Raw genomic sequence first — 13,289 nt, forward strand, 5'->3', positions numbered from 1 at the left:
CGGCTTATTTCGCGTACGGCGAAGGCTCGCCGGCGGGCCGCGTCTTGAAGCGCTTGTGGGTCCAGAAGTACTCGGCCGGCGCCTCGCGCACGCGCTCCTCGATGAAGGCGTTCATGCGGCGCGTCGCCTCGATCATGTCCTCGCCCGGGTAGTCTTCCCATGCCGGATAGAACTTCACCTGCCAGCCGCGGTAGTTGGGCAGGTAGGTCGCCACCACCGGGATCACTTTCGCGCCGGTGCTGGCGGCGATGCGCGCGGTTGCCGTCAGGGTCGCCGCCGGCACGCCGAAGAAGGGCACGAAGGGCGCGTCCTTGTCGCCGAAGTCCATGTCCGGCAGCATGAAATACGGCATCCGTTCGCGCAAGGCGCGCAGGATCGGCTTGATGCCTTCCTGCCGGGAAAAGATACGCACCGGCCGGAAGCGCTCGCGCCCGCGCCGCAGCACGTCGTCGAACGCCTTGTTGCTCTGGGCCACGTACATCGAACTCATGGTCGCGGCCATCGCGCAGGCCGCGCCGGCCACGTCGAGGCAGACGAAGTGCGGGCACAGCACGATCACCGGGCCGGCTTCGAATTCATGCATCGGCATCGCCGGCTCGACCTTGATCAGGCGGCGCAGGCGCGACTCCGGCGCCCACCACAGGATCGCGCGTTCCCACACGCTGCGCGAATAGGCCTGGAAATGGCGGCGCGCCAGCGCCACGCGCTCGGCCTCGGACAGTTCCGGCATGCACAGGCGCAAATTGGTCAGGGCGATGTGGCGGCGCGACTTGAGCGCCATGAACAGCAGGCTGCCGACCGCTTCGCCGAAGCGGCCCAGCAGCGGCAGCGGCAGCCAGTGCAGCAGCCACATGAAGGCGATCACGGCCCTCATGGCGCCACCCGGGCGTCGGGCGCGGCGGCGCCGGCCGGCTGCTTGTAGCGGTTGTAGCTCCAGAAATACTGCGCCGGGCAGCGCGCGATCAGCTGCTCCATCGCGCGGTTGATCGCCGCGGCCTGGTCGGCGGCGCTGCCCTCGAGCGCGCCGTCGAAGGGCACGAAGCGCACCGTGAAACCGCGCCCGTGAGGCAGGCGCTCGGCAAAGGTCAGCAGGATCGTCGCGCCCGACATCTTCGCCAGCTTGGCCGGCAAGGTCATGGTGTAGGCGGGGCGGCCGAAGAACGGCGCCCAGACGCCTTCGCCTTCCTGCGGCACCTGGTCGGGCAGCACGCCGATCGTCTCGCCCTGCTTGAGGCAGCGCGCGAGGATGCGCACCCCCGCCAGGTTGGCCGGCGCCAGGCGCAGGTCGGCGCGCGCGCGCGCCCCTTCCACCAGCGGCTTCAAGGCGCTTTTGCGCGGCGGGCGGTACATCACCGTCAGCGGCGTGTGCTGCGCGACCTGCTGCGCGGTGATTTCGAAACAGCCAAGGTGTGGCGTCAGGATCACGATCCCGCGGCCGGCGGCGATGGCCGCCTCGAGCACCTCGCCGCCCTCTTCGAACATGTGGCGCGCGACGCGCTCCGGCCGCGCGCACCAGATGAATGGCAATTCGAACATCGCCTTGCCGGCCTCGGCCACGGCGCGGCCCAGCTCGGCGCCGTAGCCGGCGCCCTCGACATTGGCGCGCAGGCGCCGGCGGTAGGACGGGGAGGCCAGGTACACCACCCAGCCCAGGGCGGCGCCCAGCCGGTGCAAGGCGGACAGCGGCAAAAACGATAACAAACGGAATAGATAAACCAGCATAACTTTATGATCGGTGTTAAAAAATGGCGTGTTGCCCAGCCAAAAATTCGCAAGGAGCGTAAAATACCACGTTGCAGGATCCGCCGAGTTAATAGACAACTTGCGAAGCGGAATATAAATGTCGCTAAAGCGTCGCAGGCAAGAGCCCTTACTGCGACATGTTCATTACCAGTAACGGGAGCCTCAATGTCCAACGATTATCTTTTCACCTCCGAATCCGTGTCCGAAGGACATCCGGACAAGGTCGCCGACCAAATTTCCGACGCCATCCTCGACGCCATCCTGGCGCAGGACCCGCGCGCGCGCGTGGCCGCGGAAACGCTGTGCAACACCGGCCTGGTCGTGCTGGCCGGTGAAATCACCACCCACGCCAACGTCGACTATATCCAGGTGGCGCGCGAAACCATCAAGCGCATCGGCTACGACAACACCGACTACGGCATCGACTACAAGGGTTGCGCGGTGATGGTCTGCTACGACAAGCAGTCGCCCGACATCGCCCAGGGCGTGGACGAAGGCGCCGGCATCGACCTCGACCAGGGCGCCGGCGACCAGGGCCTGATGTTCGGCTACGCCTGCGACGAGACGGCCGAGCTGATGCCGGCCGCGATCCACTACGCGCACCGCCTGGTCGAGCGCCAGTCTCAGCTGCGCAAGGACGGCCGCCTGCCATGGCTGCGCCCGGACGCCAAGTCGCAGGTCACGCTGCGCTACGTTAACGGCCGCCCGGTGGCGGTGGACACCGTCGTGCTGTCCACCCAGCACGCGCCGGACGTGTCGCACAGCCAGATCCAGGAAGCGGTGGTCGAAGAAATCATCAAGCAGGTGCTGCCGCGCGAGTGGCTCAATGACACCAAGTTCCTGGTCAACCCGACCGGCCGCTTCGTCATCGGCGGCCCGCAGGGCGATTGCGGCCTGACCGGGCGCAAGATCATCGTCGACACCTACGGCGGCGCGGCCCCGCACGGCGGCGGCGCCTTCTCCGGCAAGGACCCGTCCAAGGTAGACCGCTCGGCCGCCTACGCGGCGCGCTACGTCGCCAAGAACGTGGTCGCGGCCGGCCTGGCGCGCCAGTGCCAGGTGCAGGTGTCGTACGCGATCGGCGTGGCCAAGCCGATCAACATTACTGTGTATACCGAAGGCACCGGCGTCATTTCGGACGAGAAAATCGCCCAGCTGGTGATGGAACACTTCGACCTGCGTCCGAAAGGCATCGTCCAGATGCTCGACCTGCTGCGCCCGATCTACCAGAAGAGCGCGGCCTACGGCCACTTCGGCCGCGAAGAGCCGGAGTTCACCTGGGAGCGCACCGACAAGGCCGCGATCCTGCGCGACGCCGCCGGGTTGAAATAATGAAGTTGGGGGTCTGGTCCTGCGGACCTGACCCCATTTTCAGCCAAAGGAAGATGGGGACTCGGCGTCCCCGTCACTCCGCAGGACCTGACCCCGGCCTGCAACTTCCTGTGGTAAACTTACCCGTTCCGAGGAGCGTTGCGACGAATCCCCATTCGCCAGGCTCGGACACTTCTGCAACCGCGCTCACGTACCTTTTTCTCAATTGAAAGGAGGGCGTGATGAACGCCGTACTCAAAGACCTGCACGACCACCACATCGCCGACATCTCGCTGGCGCCATGGGGTGACAAAGAAATCAAGATCGCCGAAACCGAAATGCCTGGCCTGATGGCGATTCGCGAAGAATTCGCCGCCAGCCAGCCGCTCAAGGGCGCGCGCATCACCGGTTCGCTGCACATGACCATCCAGACCGCCGTGCTGATCCAGACGCTCGAAGCGCTGGGCGCGCAAGTGCGCTGGGCCTCGTGCAACATCTACTCGACCCAGGACCACGCCGCCGCCGCGATCGCCGCCGCCGGCACGCCGGTGTTCGCCGTCAAGGGCGAGACGCTGGACGAATACTGGGACTACACCCACCGCATCTTCGAGTGGCCGGGCGAAGGCGTGTACTCGAACATGATCCTCGACGACGGCGGCGACGCCACCTTGCTGCTGCACCTGGGCACGCGCGCCGAGACCGACATCTCGGTGCTGGCCAACCCCGGTTCGGAAGAAGAGATCTGCCTGTTCAATTCGATCCGGAACCACCTGCAGAAAGACCCGAACTGGTACTCCAAGCGCCTGCCGCACATCATGGGCGTGACCGAAGAGACCACCACCGGCGTGCACCGCCTGTACCAGATGCACAAGGAAGGCAAGCTGGCCTTCCCCGCAATTAACGTCAACGACTCGGTCACCAAGTCCAAGTTCGACAACCTGTACGGCTGCCGCGAATCGCTGGTCGACGGCATCAAGCGCGCCACCGACGTCATGATCGCCGGCAAGGTCGCCGTCATCGCCGGTTACGGCGACGTCGGCAAGGGCTCGGCCCAGGCCATGCGCGCGCTGTCGGCCCAGGTGTGGGTCACCGAAATCGATCCGATCTGCGCGCTGCAGGCGGCGATGGAAGGCTACCGCGTCGTGACCATGGACTACGCGGCCGAGCACGGCGACATCTTCGTCACCTGCACCGGCAACTATCACATCCTCACCGAGCAGCACATGCTGGCGATGAAGGACCAGGCGATCGTCTGCAACATCGGCCACTTCGACAACGAAATCGATGTCGCCGCGCTCAAGAAGTATCAGTGGGAAAACATCAAGCCGCAGGTCGATCATGTGATCTTCCCGTCGGGCAAGCGCATCATCCTGCTGGCCGAAGGCCGCCTGGTCAACCTCGGTTGCGGCACCGGCCATCCGTCCTACGTGATGAGCTCGTCGTTCGCCAACCAGACCATCGCCCAGATCGAGCTGTTCGCCAACAACGCGAACTACCCGGTCGGCGTGTACGTGCTGCCGAAGCACCTGGACGAGAAAGTGGCGCGCCTGCAGCTGAAAAAGCTCAACGCCCAGCTGACCACCCTGACCGACGAGCAAGCCGCTTATATTTCGGTCAAGAAGGAAGGCCCGTACAAGCCGGACCACTACCGCTATTAATTAGCACGTAGCATCTCCCGGACGCGGCGATCCCGTGCCCGGGTGTATTTCCCCATTCACCACCGATCGAAGGGATCCCATGCGCCTGTTACTGACCTGGATTATCAACGCCGCCGCCCTGATGGCGCTGCCTTACCTGATGCATTCCGTCTCCTTCGACAGTATCGGCACCGCCTTCGTCGCGGCCCTGGTGCTGGGATTGGTGAACACCCTGATCCGGCCCGTGCTGGTGCTGTTGACCTTGCCCGTGACGATGCTGTCGCTGGGCCTGTTCATCCTGGTGATCAACGGATTTTTGTTCTGGGGTGTGGCGCAAGTGGTGAGCGGCTTCCATGTCGAAGGATTCCTGTCGGCGATGCTCGCCGCGATCCTGTACAGCGTGATTTCGTGGGCGCTCTCGACCTTACTATTGCGCAAAGATGGAAACTCATAATTTCAGCATCGAATTTTATCCACCGAAGACGCCGGAAGGCGCCGACAAGCTGCGCATCGCGCGCGGCAAGCTGGCCGCGCTGAACCCGAAATATTTTTCGGTCACCTTCGGCGCCGGCGGCAGCACCCAGCAGGGCACGCTCGACACCGTGCTCGAGATCATCGGCGAAGGCCACGCGGCGGCGCCGCACCTGTCCTGCGTGGGCGGCTCGCGCGAGCAGATCCGCGCCATCCTCGGGCAGTTCCAGTCGCACGGCATCCGCCGGCTGGTGGCGCTGCGCGGCGACCTGCCCAGCGGCTACGGCGGCGGCAGCGAGCTGCGCTACGCCAGCGACCTGGTCGAATTCATCCGCGCTGAAACCGGCGACTGGTTCCACATCGAAGTGGCGGGCTATCCGGAAATGCATCCGCAGGCGCGCTCGCCGCAGGACGACCTGCAGAACTTCGCGCGCAAGGTGCGGGCCGGCGCCAATGCCGCCATCACCCAGTATTTCTACAACGCCGACGCCTACTTCCAGTTCATCGACCAGACCCGCGCGCTGGGCATCGACGTGCCGATCGTGCCGGGCATCATGCCGATCACGAACTACTCGCAGCTGATGCGCTTCTCCGACATGTGCGGCGCCGAGATCCCGCGCTGGATCCGCCTGAAGCTGGCCAGCTTCGGCGACGACAGCGCCTCGATCAAGGCGTTCGGGGCCGACGTCGTTACCTCCCTGTGCGAGCGCCTGCTCAAGGGCGGCGCCCCGGGCCTGCACTTCTACAGCATGAACCAGGCCGCGGCGACCAGCACCGTGTGGCAGCGCCTGGCCGGCTAATGCCGCGAAAGAAAATGGGGTCAGGTCCGCAGGACCAGACCCCTTCTTTGCTTATCCCAGTTCCGTGATCACCCGGTCCAGCGCCACATCGTGCGGCGCGCTCGGAAACTCCGCCGCCAGGCAGGAGTAGGCGATCCCCAGCGTAAGCGGCCGCGGTGTGGCCTCCAGCGTCCGGTCGTAAAACCCCCCGCCATATCCCAGCCGGTAGCCTTCGGTATTGAAGCCCAGGCAAGGCACCAGCATCGCCGGCGGCCGATCCACCATCCTCAGATCCTCCGGCACCGCGATCCCCATCTCGTCCTTGTGCATCGCCTCGCCCGGCAACCAGTCGGCAAACCCGAGCGCCGCGTCGCGCGCCAGCACCACCGGCAGGGCCAGCCGTACGCCGTTTTGCGCCAGTTCAGCATATGCTAGTGATAAGTCCGCTTCATTGCGCAGCGGCCAGTACACGGCCAGCGCCGGCAGCCGGTGCGTGCGCCACCAGTCCAGCAGATGTTCGCCGATGGCGGCGTCCCACGCGCGTTTTTGCTCGGGGCCGATGGCCGCGCGCGCGGCGGCGAGCGAGCGGCGCAACGCGGCCTTGGCCGATTGCGCATCGCTTGCGGCGGATGCTGGCAGCTCAGTGGGAGCGCATGGTATTCTAGTTTGGCCGGTCATGGGCTCGAATGTAAGTAATAAGAGAGTTTGGAGATTGATGTTTTCGTCGAAAATAATCGCCGTCGCTGTTCTCGCCGGATCCTGCAGCTTGTCGTTCGCCGCCGCGCAGGAACCACTGCCCGCGCCGGCGCCGGCTGCTGCGCCCAGCCTTCCTGATACCCGCGCCGACGACGACGCGTTCCTGCTGCTGCGCGAAGCGGCGCGCCAGGATGACGCGGTCGCCGCGGCCACTTACGCGGCGCGCCTGCCCAACTACCCGATTCCTTCCTACGTCGACTATTATCGGCTGAAACCGCGCATCCGCGACGCCAGTGCCGATGAAATTCGCGCCTTCCTGGCAAAGTGGCAGGGCAGCGCCATCGCCGACCGCATGCGCAACGACTGGCTGCTCGAACTCGGGCGCAATCGCGACTGGGCCAATTTCGACCAGCAGCTGCCGCTGTTCGTCCTCAACGACGACCTCCAGGTCAAGTGCTATGCGCTGATGTCGCGCGCGGTAAAAGGCGAGCGCGTCGCCGCCGATGCGCGCGCCTTGCTGCAAAATCCGCCTAACTACGGCGAAGCCTGCGCCGCGCTGGTGGCCACGCTGGCGCAGTCCGGCCAGTTCGACACCAACGACCTGCTGGCGCAGCTGCGCCTGGCCGGCGAGCAGCACGCCACCGGCCCGGCGAAACGCACCGCCGCGCTGCTCGGCGAGTCCGAAACGCACGCCGCGCAGGCGGTCGACTTTCCCGCGCTGGCGATGGCGCGCGGTGTCGGCGCCAGCCGCGCCGAGCACGAAATCTACCTGGTGGCGATCGGCCGCATGGCGCGCACCAGCCTGAACCTGGCCGCCATAGGCCTGAACAAGAACGCCTCGAAACTGAGCCCAACCGAGCTGGCCACCGGCTGGGCCAACATCGCGCTGGCCGCGTCGATGGCGCTGTCGCCCGAAGCGGGCGGCTACTGGAAAAAATCGGCGGGCGCGCCGCTGTCGCAGGACCAGCTGCAATGGAAGACCCGCATCGCGCTGCGCGAAGGCGACTGGAAGACGGTGCGCGCAACCATCGAGTCGATGCCGCCGCAGCTGCGCAGCGACCCGACCTGGACCTACTGGATGGCGCGCGCGATGGCGGCCGAGGGCAGCCGCGAGGCCGCCCAGGCGCTGTACACCCGCATCGCCGACCAGAACAGCTTCTACGGCCAGCTGGCGATGGAGGAACTGGGGCAGCAGGTGGCGATTCCGCCGCCCGGCGCGCCGCTCACCGCCGCCGAAATCGCGCCGATGAGCGCCAACCCGGGCCTGCGCCGCGCGCTCAAGTTCTTCAGCCTGCGCCTGCGCTTCGAAGGCACGCGCGAGTGGAACTGGGAGCTGCGCAAATTCAGTGAGCGCGAACTGCTGGCCGCGGCCGAATTCGCGCGCCAGAACGAGATCCTCGACCGCATGGTCAACACCTCCGAGCGCACCCGCACCGAGTTCGATTACACCCAGCGCTTCCCGTCGCCGCACAACGACATCCTGCAGCCGACCACCCAGAACCTGGGCCTCGACCGCGCCTGGGTGTATGGCCTGATCCGCCAGGAATCGCGCTTCGTCACCGACGCGCGCTCCGGCGTGGGCGCCTCCGGGCTGATGCAGGTGATGCCCTCCACCGGCCAGTACGTCGCCAGGAAGATTGGCCTGACCGACTTCGTCTACAGCATGCTGTCGGACCTGCGCACCAACATCCTGCTCGGCGCGAACTACATGAACATGGTGCTGGCCAACGCCGACGGTTCGCAGCCGCTCGCCAGCGCCGCTTACAACGCCGGGCCGGGCCGTGCGCGCACCTGGCGCGCGACCCTGAGCGGGCCGATGGAAGGCGCGATCTTCGCCGAGTCGATCCCGTATCCGGAAACCCGCGCCTACGTCAAGAACGTGCTGTCGAATGCGACCAATTATGCGGCCCTGTTCGAACGCAAGCCGCAATCGCTGAAGGCCCGCCTCGGTGTCGTAACGCCGAACGGCGCGCGCGCCAATCAGCTTCCCTGACATTTCCACACAAGGCGGGCACATGAGAGAAATGACGGTAGTGGTGTTCGGCGGCACCGGCTTCATCGGCAGCCATCTGGTCGCGCAACTGGCGGCGGAAGGCGCGCGCGTGGTGGTGCCGACCCGGCGCCTGGACCGCGCGCGTCACCTGATCTTCCTGCCCGGCGTCGAGGTGGTCGAGACCGAGATCGGCAAGGATCCGCTGGCGCCCTTGCTCGAAGGCGCCGACGCGGCGATTAACCTGGTCGGCGTGCTGTACTCGAAGCCCGGCACGCCGTACGGCCCGCAGTTCGCCCACGCGCACGTCGAGATCCCGCGCCGCATCGTCGCCGCTTGCGCCGCCGCCGGTGTGCCGCGCTACCTGCACATGAGCGCACTGGGCGCCGACCGCGACGGCCCGTCGATGTACCAGCGCTCCAAGGCCGAAGGCGAAGTCCAGGCGCGCACGGAGGAATCGGTCGCCGCCACCATCTTCCGGCCGTCGGTGGTGTTCGGCCCGGGCGACCATTTCCTCAACATGTTCGCAGCGCTGCAGCGCTGGCTGCCGGTGGTGCCGCTGGCCTGCGCCGGCGCCGAGTTCCAGCCGGTGTACGTGGGCGACGTGGCGCAGGCCTACATCCACGCGCTGCGCGACCCGAAGACGCGCCACCTGGTGTTCGGCCTGGGCGGCCCGTCGATGTACACGCTGGCCGAGCTGGTGCGCCTGGCCGGGCGCTGGTCGCATCACGAGCGCCCGATCGTCGAACTGCCCAACGCGCTGGGACGCCTGCAGGCGCTGATGTTCGAGCTGATGCCCGGCACGCCGCTGATGAGCCGCGACAATCTCGATTCGATGAAGTGCGATAACGTGCTCGATCCGGCGATCCAGGCCTTGACAGCGGCCTCGCTGGGAATCAAGCTGACCGCGCTCGAAGCGGTTGCGCCGAACTACCTGTCGCCGCACGAGCGCTTCGACGAATTCCGCGCCCGCGCCGGGCGCTAACCCTCGACCAGGCATCCATGCAGACCACAGAACTCGATCCCACCCTGTCGCAAGCGCTGGGCAGCGCGAAGAATCCGGGCCTGACGCTCGTCATCGGCAACAAGAACTACTCGTCGTGGTCGATGCGGCCCTGGGTCGCGCTGACCGCGTTCGGCATCCCGTTCCACGAAGTGCGCATCCTGCTCGACCAGCCCGACACCGCCGCGCGCATCGCCGAGTATTCCGGCGCCGGCCGCGTGCCGGTGCTGACCGCCGGCGAAATGACGATCTGGGACAGCCTGGCGATCTGCGAATACGTCGCCGAGCAGTTCCCCGACCTGCACCTGTGGCCGCGGGACGTCGCCGCGCGCGCGATGGCGCGCTCGGTCACCGCCGAAATGCACTCGGGCTTCGCCGGCCTGCGCAGCGCGATGTCGATGAACATCCGGGTCAGCCTGCCGGGCCGCGGCCGCACGCCCGAAGCGCAGGGCGACATCGGACGCGTTTGCGAAATCTGGGAAGAATGCCTGTCGCGCTTCGGCCACCACCGCTTCCTGTTCGGCGACTTCTCGATCGCCGATGCGTTCTACGCGCCAGTCGTGATGCGCTTCAAGACCTACGGCGTCTCGCTGGCGCCGGCGCTGCAAGCCTATTGCGACCGGGTGCAGGCCCATCCCGCCGTGGCGCGCTGGGTACGCGAGGCGCTGGCCGAAACCGAGTCCGCGGCCTTCCACGACGACGAGCTGCCGAAATAAATGAAGACCTATGTAGTGGGCGGCGCGGTGCGCGATGAGCTGCTTGGCCTGCCGGTCAAGGATCATGACTGGGTGGTCGTCGGCGCCACGCCGGAGCAGATGGTGGAGCAGGGCTTTCGCCCGGTCGGCAAGGACTTCCCGGTATTCCTGCATCCGAAAACCCAGGAGGAATACGCGCTGGCGCGCACCGAGCGCAAGACCGCGCCGGGTTATCACGGCTTCGTGTTCCACACCGCGCCCGACGTCACGCTGGAAGACGACCTGGTGCGGCGCGACCTCACCATCAATGCGATTGCGCGCGCCGAGGACGGCACGCTGACCGATCCGTTCAACGGCCAGGCCGACATCCGCGACAAAGTGTTCCGCCACGTGTCCGACGCGTTTGCCGAGGATCCGGTGCGCATCCTGCGCATCGCCCGCTTCGCCGCGCGCTTCGCCGAATTTACCGTGGCGCCCGAAACGCTGGCGCTGATGCGCAGGATGGTCGAGCATGGCGAAGTCGATGCGCTGGTGCCCGAGCGCGTATGGCAGGAAGTGGCGCGCGGGCTGATGGAGGCGACGCCCTCGCGCATGCTCGCGGTGCTGCGCGACTGCGGCGCGCTGGCGCGCATCATGCCCGAACTGGACGCGCTGTGGGGCGTGCCGCAGCCGGCGCTGCACCATCCCGAAATCGACACCGGCGCGCACATGATGCTGGTGGTCGATTACGCCGCCTCGCGCGGCTTCGACCTTGCGGTGCGCTTCGCCGCGCTGATGCACGACCTGGGCAAGGGCGCCACGCCGCCGGAGAACTGGCCGGCGCATCACGGCCATGAAGGCTTGGGGCTCAAGCTGATCGAAGCGCTGTGCAAGCGCCTGAAGGTGCCCAACGAATGCCGCGAGCTGGCGCTCATGACCGCGCGCGAGCACGGCAACGTCAGCCGCGCCGAAATCCTGCGGGCCAATACCATCGTCACCCTGTTCGAGCGCTGCGACGCGTTCCGCAAGCCGCAGCGTTTCGAGCAGATGCTGCTGGCGTCGGAGTGCGACTTCCGCGGAAGGGGCGGCGAGGGCGATGACTTCGCGACGAGGCCGTATCCGCAGGCGCCGCATTTGCTGGCGGCGCTGAAGGCGGCGCGCGCGGTGGACGCGGGCGCAGTGGCGGCCAAATATGCCGAGAAGCCGGAGCGTATAAAAGAAGCAGTCCATAAGGCGCGGGTGAGTGCCGTCAAAAATGGGGTCAGGTCCGCAGGACCAGACCCCGATGAATCCGACGACGCCTGAACTCGCCGGGGGTCAGGTCCTGCGCGACCTGACCCCATCTTTTGTTGCCGGCGCATCCATTCGTAAGCACACGTAAGCGTCCCCGCCGCCACCGCGCTTACCTGCTATTCTCATGATCTGCATGCCTGAAGCACCGATCATGATCTTCTCTCAATTGACTTCCCTCCGATGACGCCGCGCCGCCGCACTTCGGTCATCCTGCTGCTGGCCGCGCTGGCGCTGTTGCTCGGTTTTCTGTTCAATCGCACCACCGCCGTTGACGTCGGCGCGCAGAGCCGCGTCATGCTGAACCTGCGCGAACTCGAAAAAATCGACGCGCAATGGAACGCCAGCATCCTGCGCGCCCGCATCGGCCTCGATACCGGCTACGACGCGCTGGCCGCACCGCTGCCGCGCATCCGCCAGATCGAAACCAGCCTCTCTGACGCGCTCAGGATGACGCGCGGCCCCGTCGCGCCGCAGGCCTACGCCCAGTTGGTCGCCTCGCTGCAGGAGAAGGAACGCCTGGTCGGGCAGTTCAAGACCGGCAACGCGGTGCTGCGCGAAGCACTGTCCGCGCTGCCGTCAGAGATCACCGACCTGAAGACCGAGCTGACCGGCATTGAAGGCGCGCTGGTGCCCTCGCGCACGGTGCTGGCGCTGGACGGCGCCCTCAACGCGCTGCTGACCGATATCCTGCGCTTCAACCTCGCGCCCGAAATCACGCTGGCCCAGCGCATCGAGACCACGCTGGGCACGATGCTGGTCCAGAAGTCTGCGTTTTCGCCGGCGGTGGGCGAGCGCATCGACCGGCTGCTGCGCGATGCGCGCGCCGTGCTGCGCTACCGGCCGCAGGAGAACGCGATCGAACTGGCGATCGGCAAGACCGGCACCACCGAAGCGATCGATCGCCTCGGCCAGGAGTTCGACAAGAGCTTCGCCGACGTGCTGGCCCAGAAACAGCGCTCCCGCACTTGGCTGTTCGCCTATTCCGGCCTGCTGCTGGTGCTGCTGGTGGCGGCGGCGCGCCGGCTGCTGCGCACCTGGCGCCTGCTCGGCGTGGCCAACCGCCGCCTGCGCTCGGCGAACGAAACGCTGGAAACGCGGGTGGCCGAGCGCACCGCCGAACTGGAGGCGCAGTCGGCCCGGCTGGAAGAACTGGCGCACCACGACGGCCTGACTGGCCTGGTCAATTACGCCTACCTGACGCGCTTGCTCGAACATGCGTTGATCCGCGCGGGCCGGCGCGGCACCACGGTATGCGTGATGTTCTTCGACCTCGATGGCTTCAAGGCGGTCAACGACACCTACGGCCACGGCACCGGCGACCTGGTGCTGCGCGAAGTGGCGCAGCGGGTCCAGGAAAAGCTGCGCAAGGAGGACGTGCTGGCGCGGCTGGGTGGCGACGAATTCGTCATCCTGCTCGAAGAGGTGGTATCGCGCGAAGGCGCGGTCCGGATAGCCCAGCTGGCGCTCGACCAGATCCGCGGCATCACCGAGGCGGGCGGCCACCGGATCGCGATTTCGGCCAGCATCGGCATCAGCAGCGCGCACGGGCAGGCCGGCGCCGACCGCGGCGCGCAGGCGATCGTGGCCGACGCCGATCAGGCGATGTACCAAACCAAGCAGGCCGGCAAGTCGGGATTTTCCTTCAGCCCGCAGGCGCAATGGCCCGAACAGCAGGCAACCGAAGCGGGCTAA

12 protein-coding genes and 1 riboswitch are annotated in these 13,289 nt (G+C 66.7%); of the genes, 9 read left to right on the forward strand and 3 right to left on the reverse strand.

Translation table 11 applies throughout. The features are described from left to right. Window positions 1–4 precede the first annotated feature (4 nt). Both Q4S45_RS21775 and Q4S45_RS21780 read right to left on the reverse strand, forming a co-directional pair. Window positions 5–874, reverse strand: a complete 870-nt coding sequence (locus Q4S45_RS21775; protein WP_305507516.1) for a lipid A biosynthesis acyltransferase — start codon at window positions 872–874, stop codon at window positions 5–7. Continuing rightward, window positions 871–1,722: a lysophospholipid acyltransferase family protein gene (locus tag Q4S45_RS21780; protein WP_305507518.1), complete on the reverse strand. Its 852-nt coding sequence runs from the start codon at window positions 1,720–1,722 to the stop codon at window positions 871–873. The genes Q4S45_RS21775 and Q4S45_RS21780 overlap by 4 nt, the downstream gene beginning before the upstream one ends. Before the next feature lie 186 nt (window positions 1,723–1,908). Between Q4S45_RS21780 and metK the strand changes: the two genes are divergently transcribed. The 4 genes from metK to metF all read left to right on the forward strand — a co-directional run bounded on the left by metK (window position 1,909) and on the right by metF (window position 5,962). After that, window positions 1,909–3,075, forward strand: a complete 1,167-nt coding sequence (metK, locus tag Q4S45_RS21785) for a methionine adenosyltransferase (protein ID WP_305507520.1) — start codon at window positions 1,909–1,911, stop codon at window positions 3,073–3,075. Window positions 3,076–3,199: 124 nt separating this feature from the next. Further along, window positions 3,200–3,270: riboswitch (S-adenosyl-L-homocysteine riboswitch) on the forward strand. A gap of 26 nt (window positions 3,271–3,296) precedes the next feature. Beyond that, entirely contained in the window at window positions 3,297–4,712 is a 1,416-nt protein-coding gene (gene ahcY / locus Q4S45_RS21790; RefSeq protein WP_305507522.1) for an adenosylhomocysteinase, read from the forward strand. Between the two features lie 79 nt (window positions 4,713–4,791). After that, a complete protein-coding gene (locus Q4S45_RS21795; RefSeq protein ID WP_305507523.1) occupies window positions 4,792–5,145 on the forward strand; it encodes a phage holin family protein in 354 nt (117 codons plus the stop codon). Then, complete coding sequence (gene metF / locus Q4S45_RS21800) at window positions 5,132–5,962, forward strand: methylenetetrahydrofolate reductase [NAD(P)H] (RefSeq protein ID WP_305507525.1); 831 nt, start codon at window positions 5,132–5,134, stop codon at window positions 5,960–5,962. The genes Q4S45_RS21795 and metF overlap by 14 nt, the downstream gene beginning before the upstream one ends. 51 nt (window positions 5,963–6,013) lie before the next feature. Here metF and Q4S45_RS21805 read toward each other — a convergent pair whose 3' ends face one another. After that, window positions 6,014–6,619: a 5-formyltetrahydrofolate cyclo-ligase gene (locus tag Q4S45_RS21805; protein ID WP_305507527.1), complete on the reverse strand. Its 606-nt coding sequence runs from the start codon at window positions 6,617–6,619 to the stop codon at window positions 6,014–6,016. Window positions 6,620–6,656: 37 nt separating this feature from the next. Here Q4S45_RS21805 and Q4S45_RS21810 point away from each other — a divergent pair, with 37 nt between their 5' ends. The 5 genes from Q4S45_RS21810 (at window position 6,657) to Q4S45_RS21830 (ending at window position 13,289) form a co-directional block, all read left to right on the forward strand. Next, complete coding sequence (locus Q4S45_RS21810; protein WP_305507529.1) at window positions 6,657–8,630, forward strand: lytic transglycosylase domain-containing protein; 1,974 nt, start codon at window positions 6,657–6,659, stop codon at window positions 8,628–8,630. A gap of 22 nt (window positions 8,631–8,652) precedes the next feature. Beyond that, window positions 8,653–9,612 (forward strand): complex I NDUFA9 subunit family protein, encoded by a 960-nt coding sequence (locus tag Q4S45_RS21815; RefSeq protein WP_305507531.1) that lies wholly within the window; start codon window positions 8,653–8,655, stop codon window positions 9,610–9,612. A 17-nt stretch (window positions 9,613–9,629) separates the two neighbouring features. Further along, entirely contained in the window at window positions 9,630–10,346 is a 717-nt protein-coding gene (locus Q4S45_RS21820; protein WP_305507533.1) for a glutathione S-transferase family protein, read from the forward strand. Then, entirely contained in the window at window positions 10,347–11,609 is a 1,263-nt protein-coding gene (locus Q4S45_RS21825; RefSeq protein ID WP_305507535.1) for a multifunctional CCA addition/repair protein, read from the forward strand. Window positions 11,610–11,777: 168 nt separating this feature from the next. Then, window positions 11,778–13,289: a DAHL domain-containing protein gene (locus Q4S45_RS21830; RefSeq protein ID WP_305507537.1), complete on the forward strand. Its 1,512-nt coding sequence runs from the start codon at window positions 11,778–11,780 to the stop codon at window positions 13,287–13,289.

The organism is Massilia sp. R2A-15 (assembly GCF_030704305.1).
Taxonomy (GTDB): domain Bacteria; phylum Pseudomonadota; class Gammaproteobacteria; order Burkholderiales; family Burkholderiaceae_D; genus JAFCUW01.

Coding starts and splice junctions, on each gene's coding strand:
- Q4S45_RS21775 (WP_305507516.1), bottom strand. CDS start 874: ATGAGGGCCGTGATCGCCTTCATGTGGCTGCTGCACTGGCTGCCGCTG.
- Q4S45_RS21780 (WP_305507518.1), bottom strand. CDS start 1,722: ATGCTGGTTTATCTATTCCGTTTGTTATCGTTTTTGCCGCTGTCCGCC.
- metK (WP_305507520.1), top strand. CDS start 1,909: ATGTCCAACGATTATCTTTTCACCTCCGAATCCGTGTCCGAAGGACAT.
- ahcY (WP_305507522.1), top strand. CDS start 3,297: ATGAACGCCGTACTCAAAGACCTGCACGACCACCACATCGCCGACATC.
- Q4S45_RS21795 (WP_305507523.1), top strand. CDS start 4,792: ATGCGCCTGTTACTGACCTGGATTATCAACGCCGCCGCCCTGATGGCG.
- metF (WP_305507525.1), top strand. CDS start 5,132: ATGGAAACTCATAATTTCAGCATCGAATTTTATCCACCGAAGACGCCG.
- Q4S45_RS21805 (WP_305507527.1), bottom strand. CDS start 6,619: ATGACCGGCCAAACTAGAATACCATGCGCTCCCACTGAGCTGCCAGCA.
- Q4S45_RS21810 (WP_305507529.1), top strand. CDS start 6,657: ATGTTTTCGTCGAAAATAATCGCCGTCGCTGTTCTCGCCGGATCCTGC.
- Q4S45_RS21815 (WP_305507531.1), top strand. CDS start 8,653: ATGAGAGAAATGACGGTAGTGGTGTTCGGCGGCACCGGCTTCATCGGC.
- Q4S45_RS21820 (WP_305507533.1), top strand. CDS start 9,630: ATGCAGACCACAGAACTCGATCCCACCCTGTCGCAAGCGCTGGGCAGC.
- Q4S45_RS21825 (WP_305507535.1), top strand. CDS start 10,347: ATGAAGACCTATGTAGTGGGCGGCGCGGTGCGCGATGAGCTGCTTGGC.
- Q4S45_RS21830 (WP_305507537.1), top strand. CDS start 11,778: ATGACGCCGCGCCGCCGCACTTCGGTCATCCTGCTGCTGGCCGCGCTG.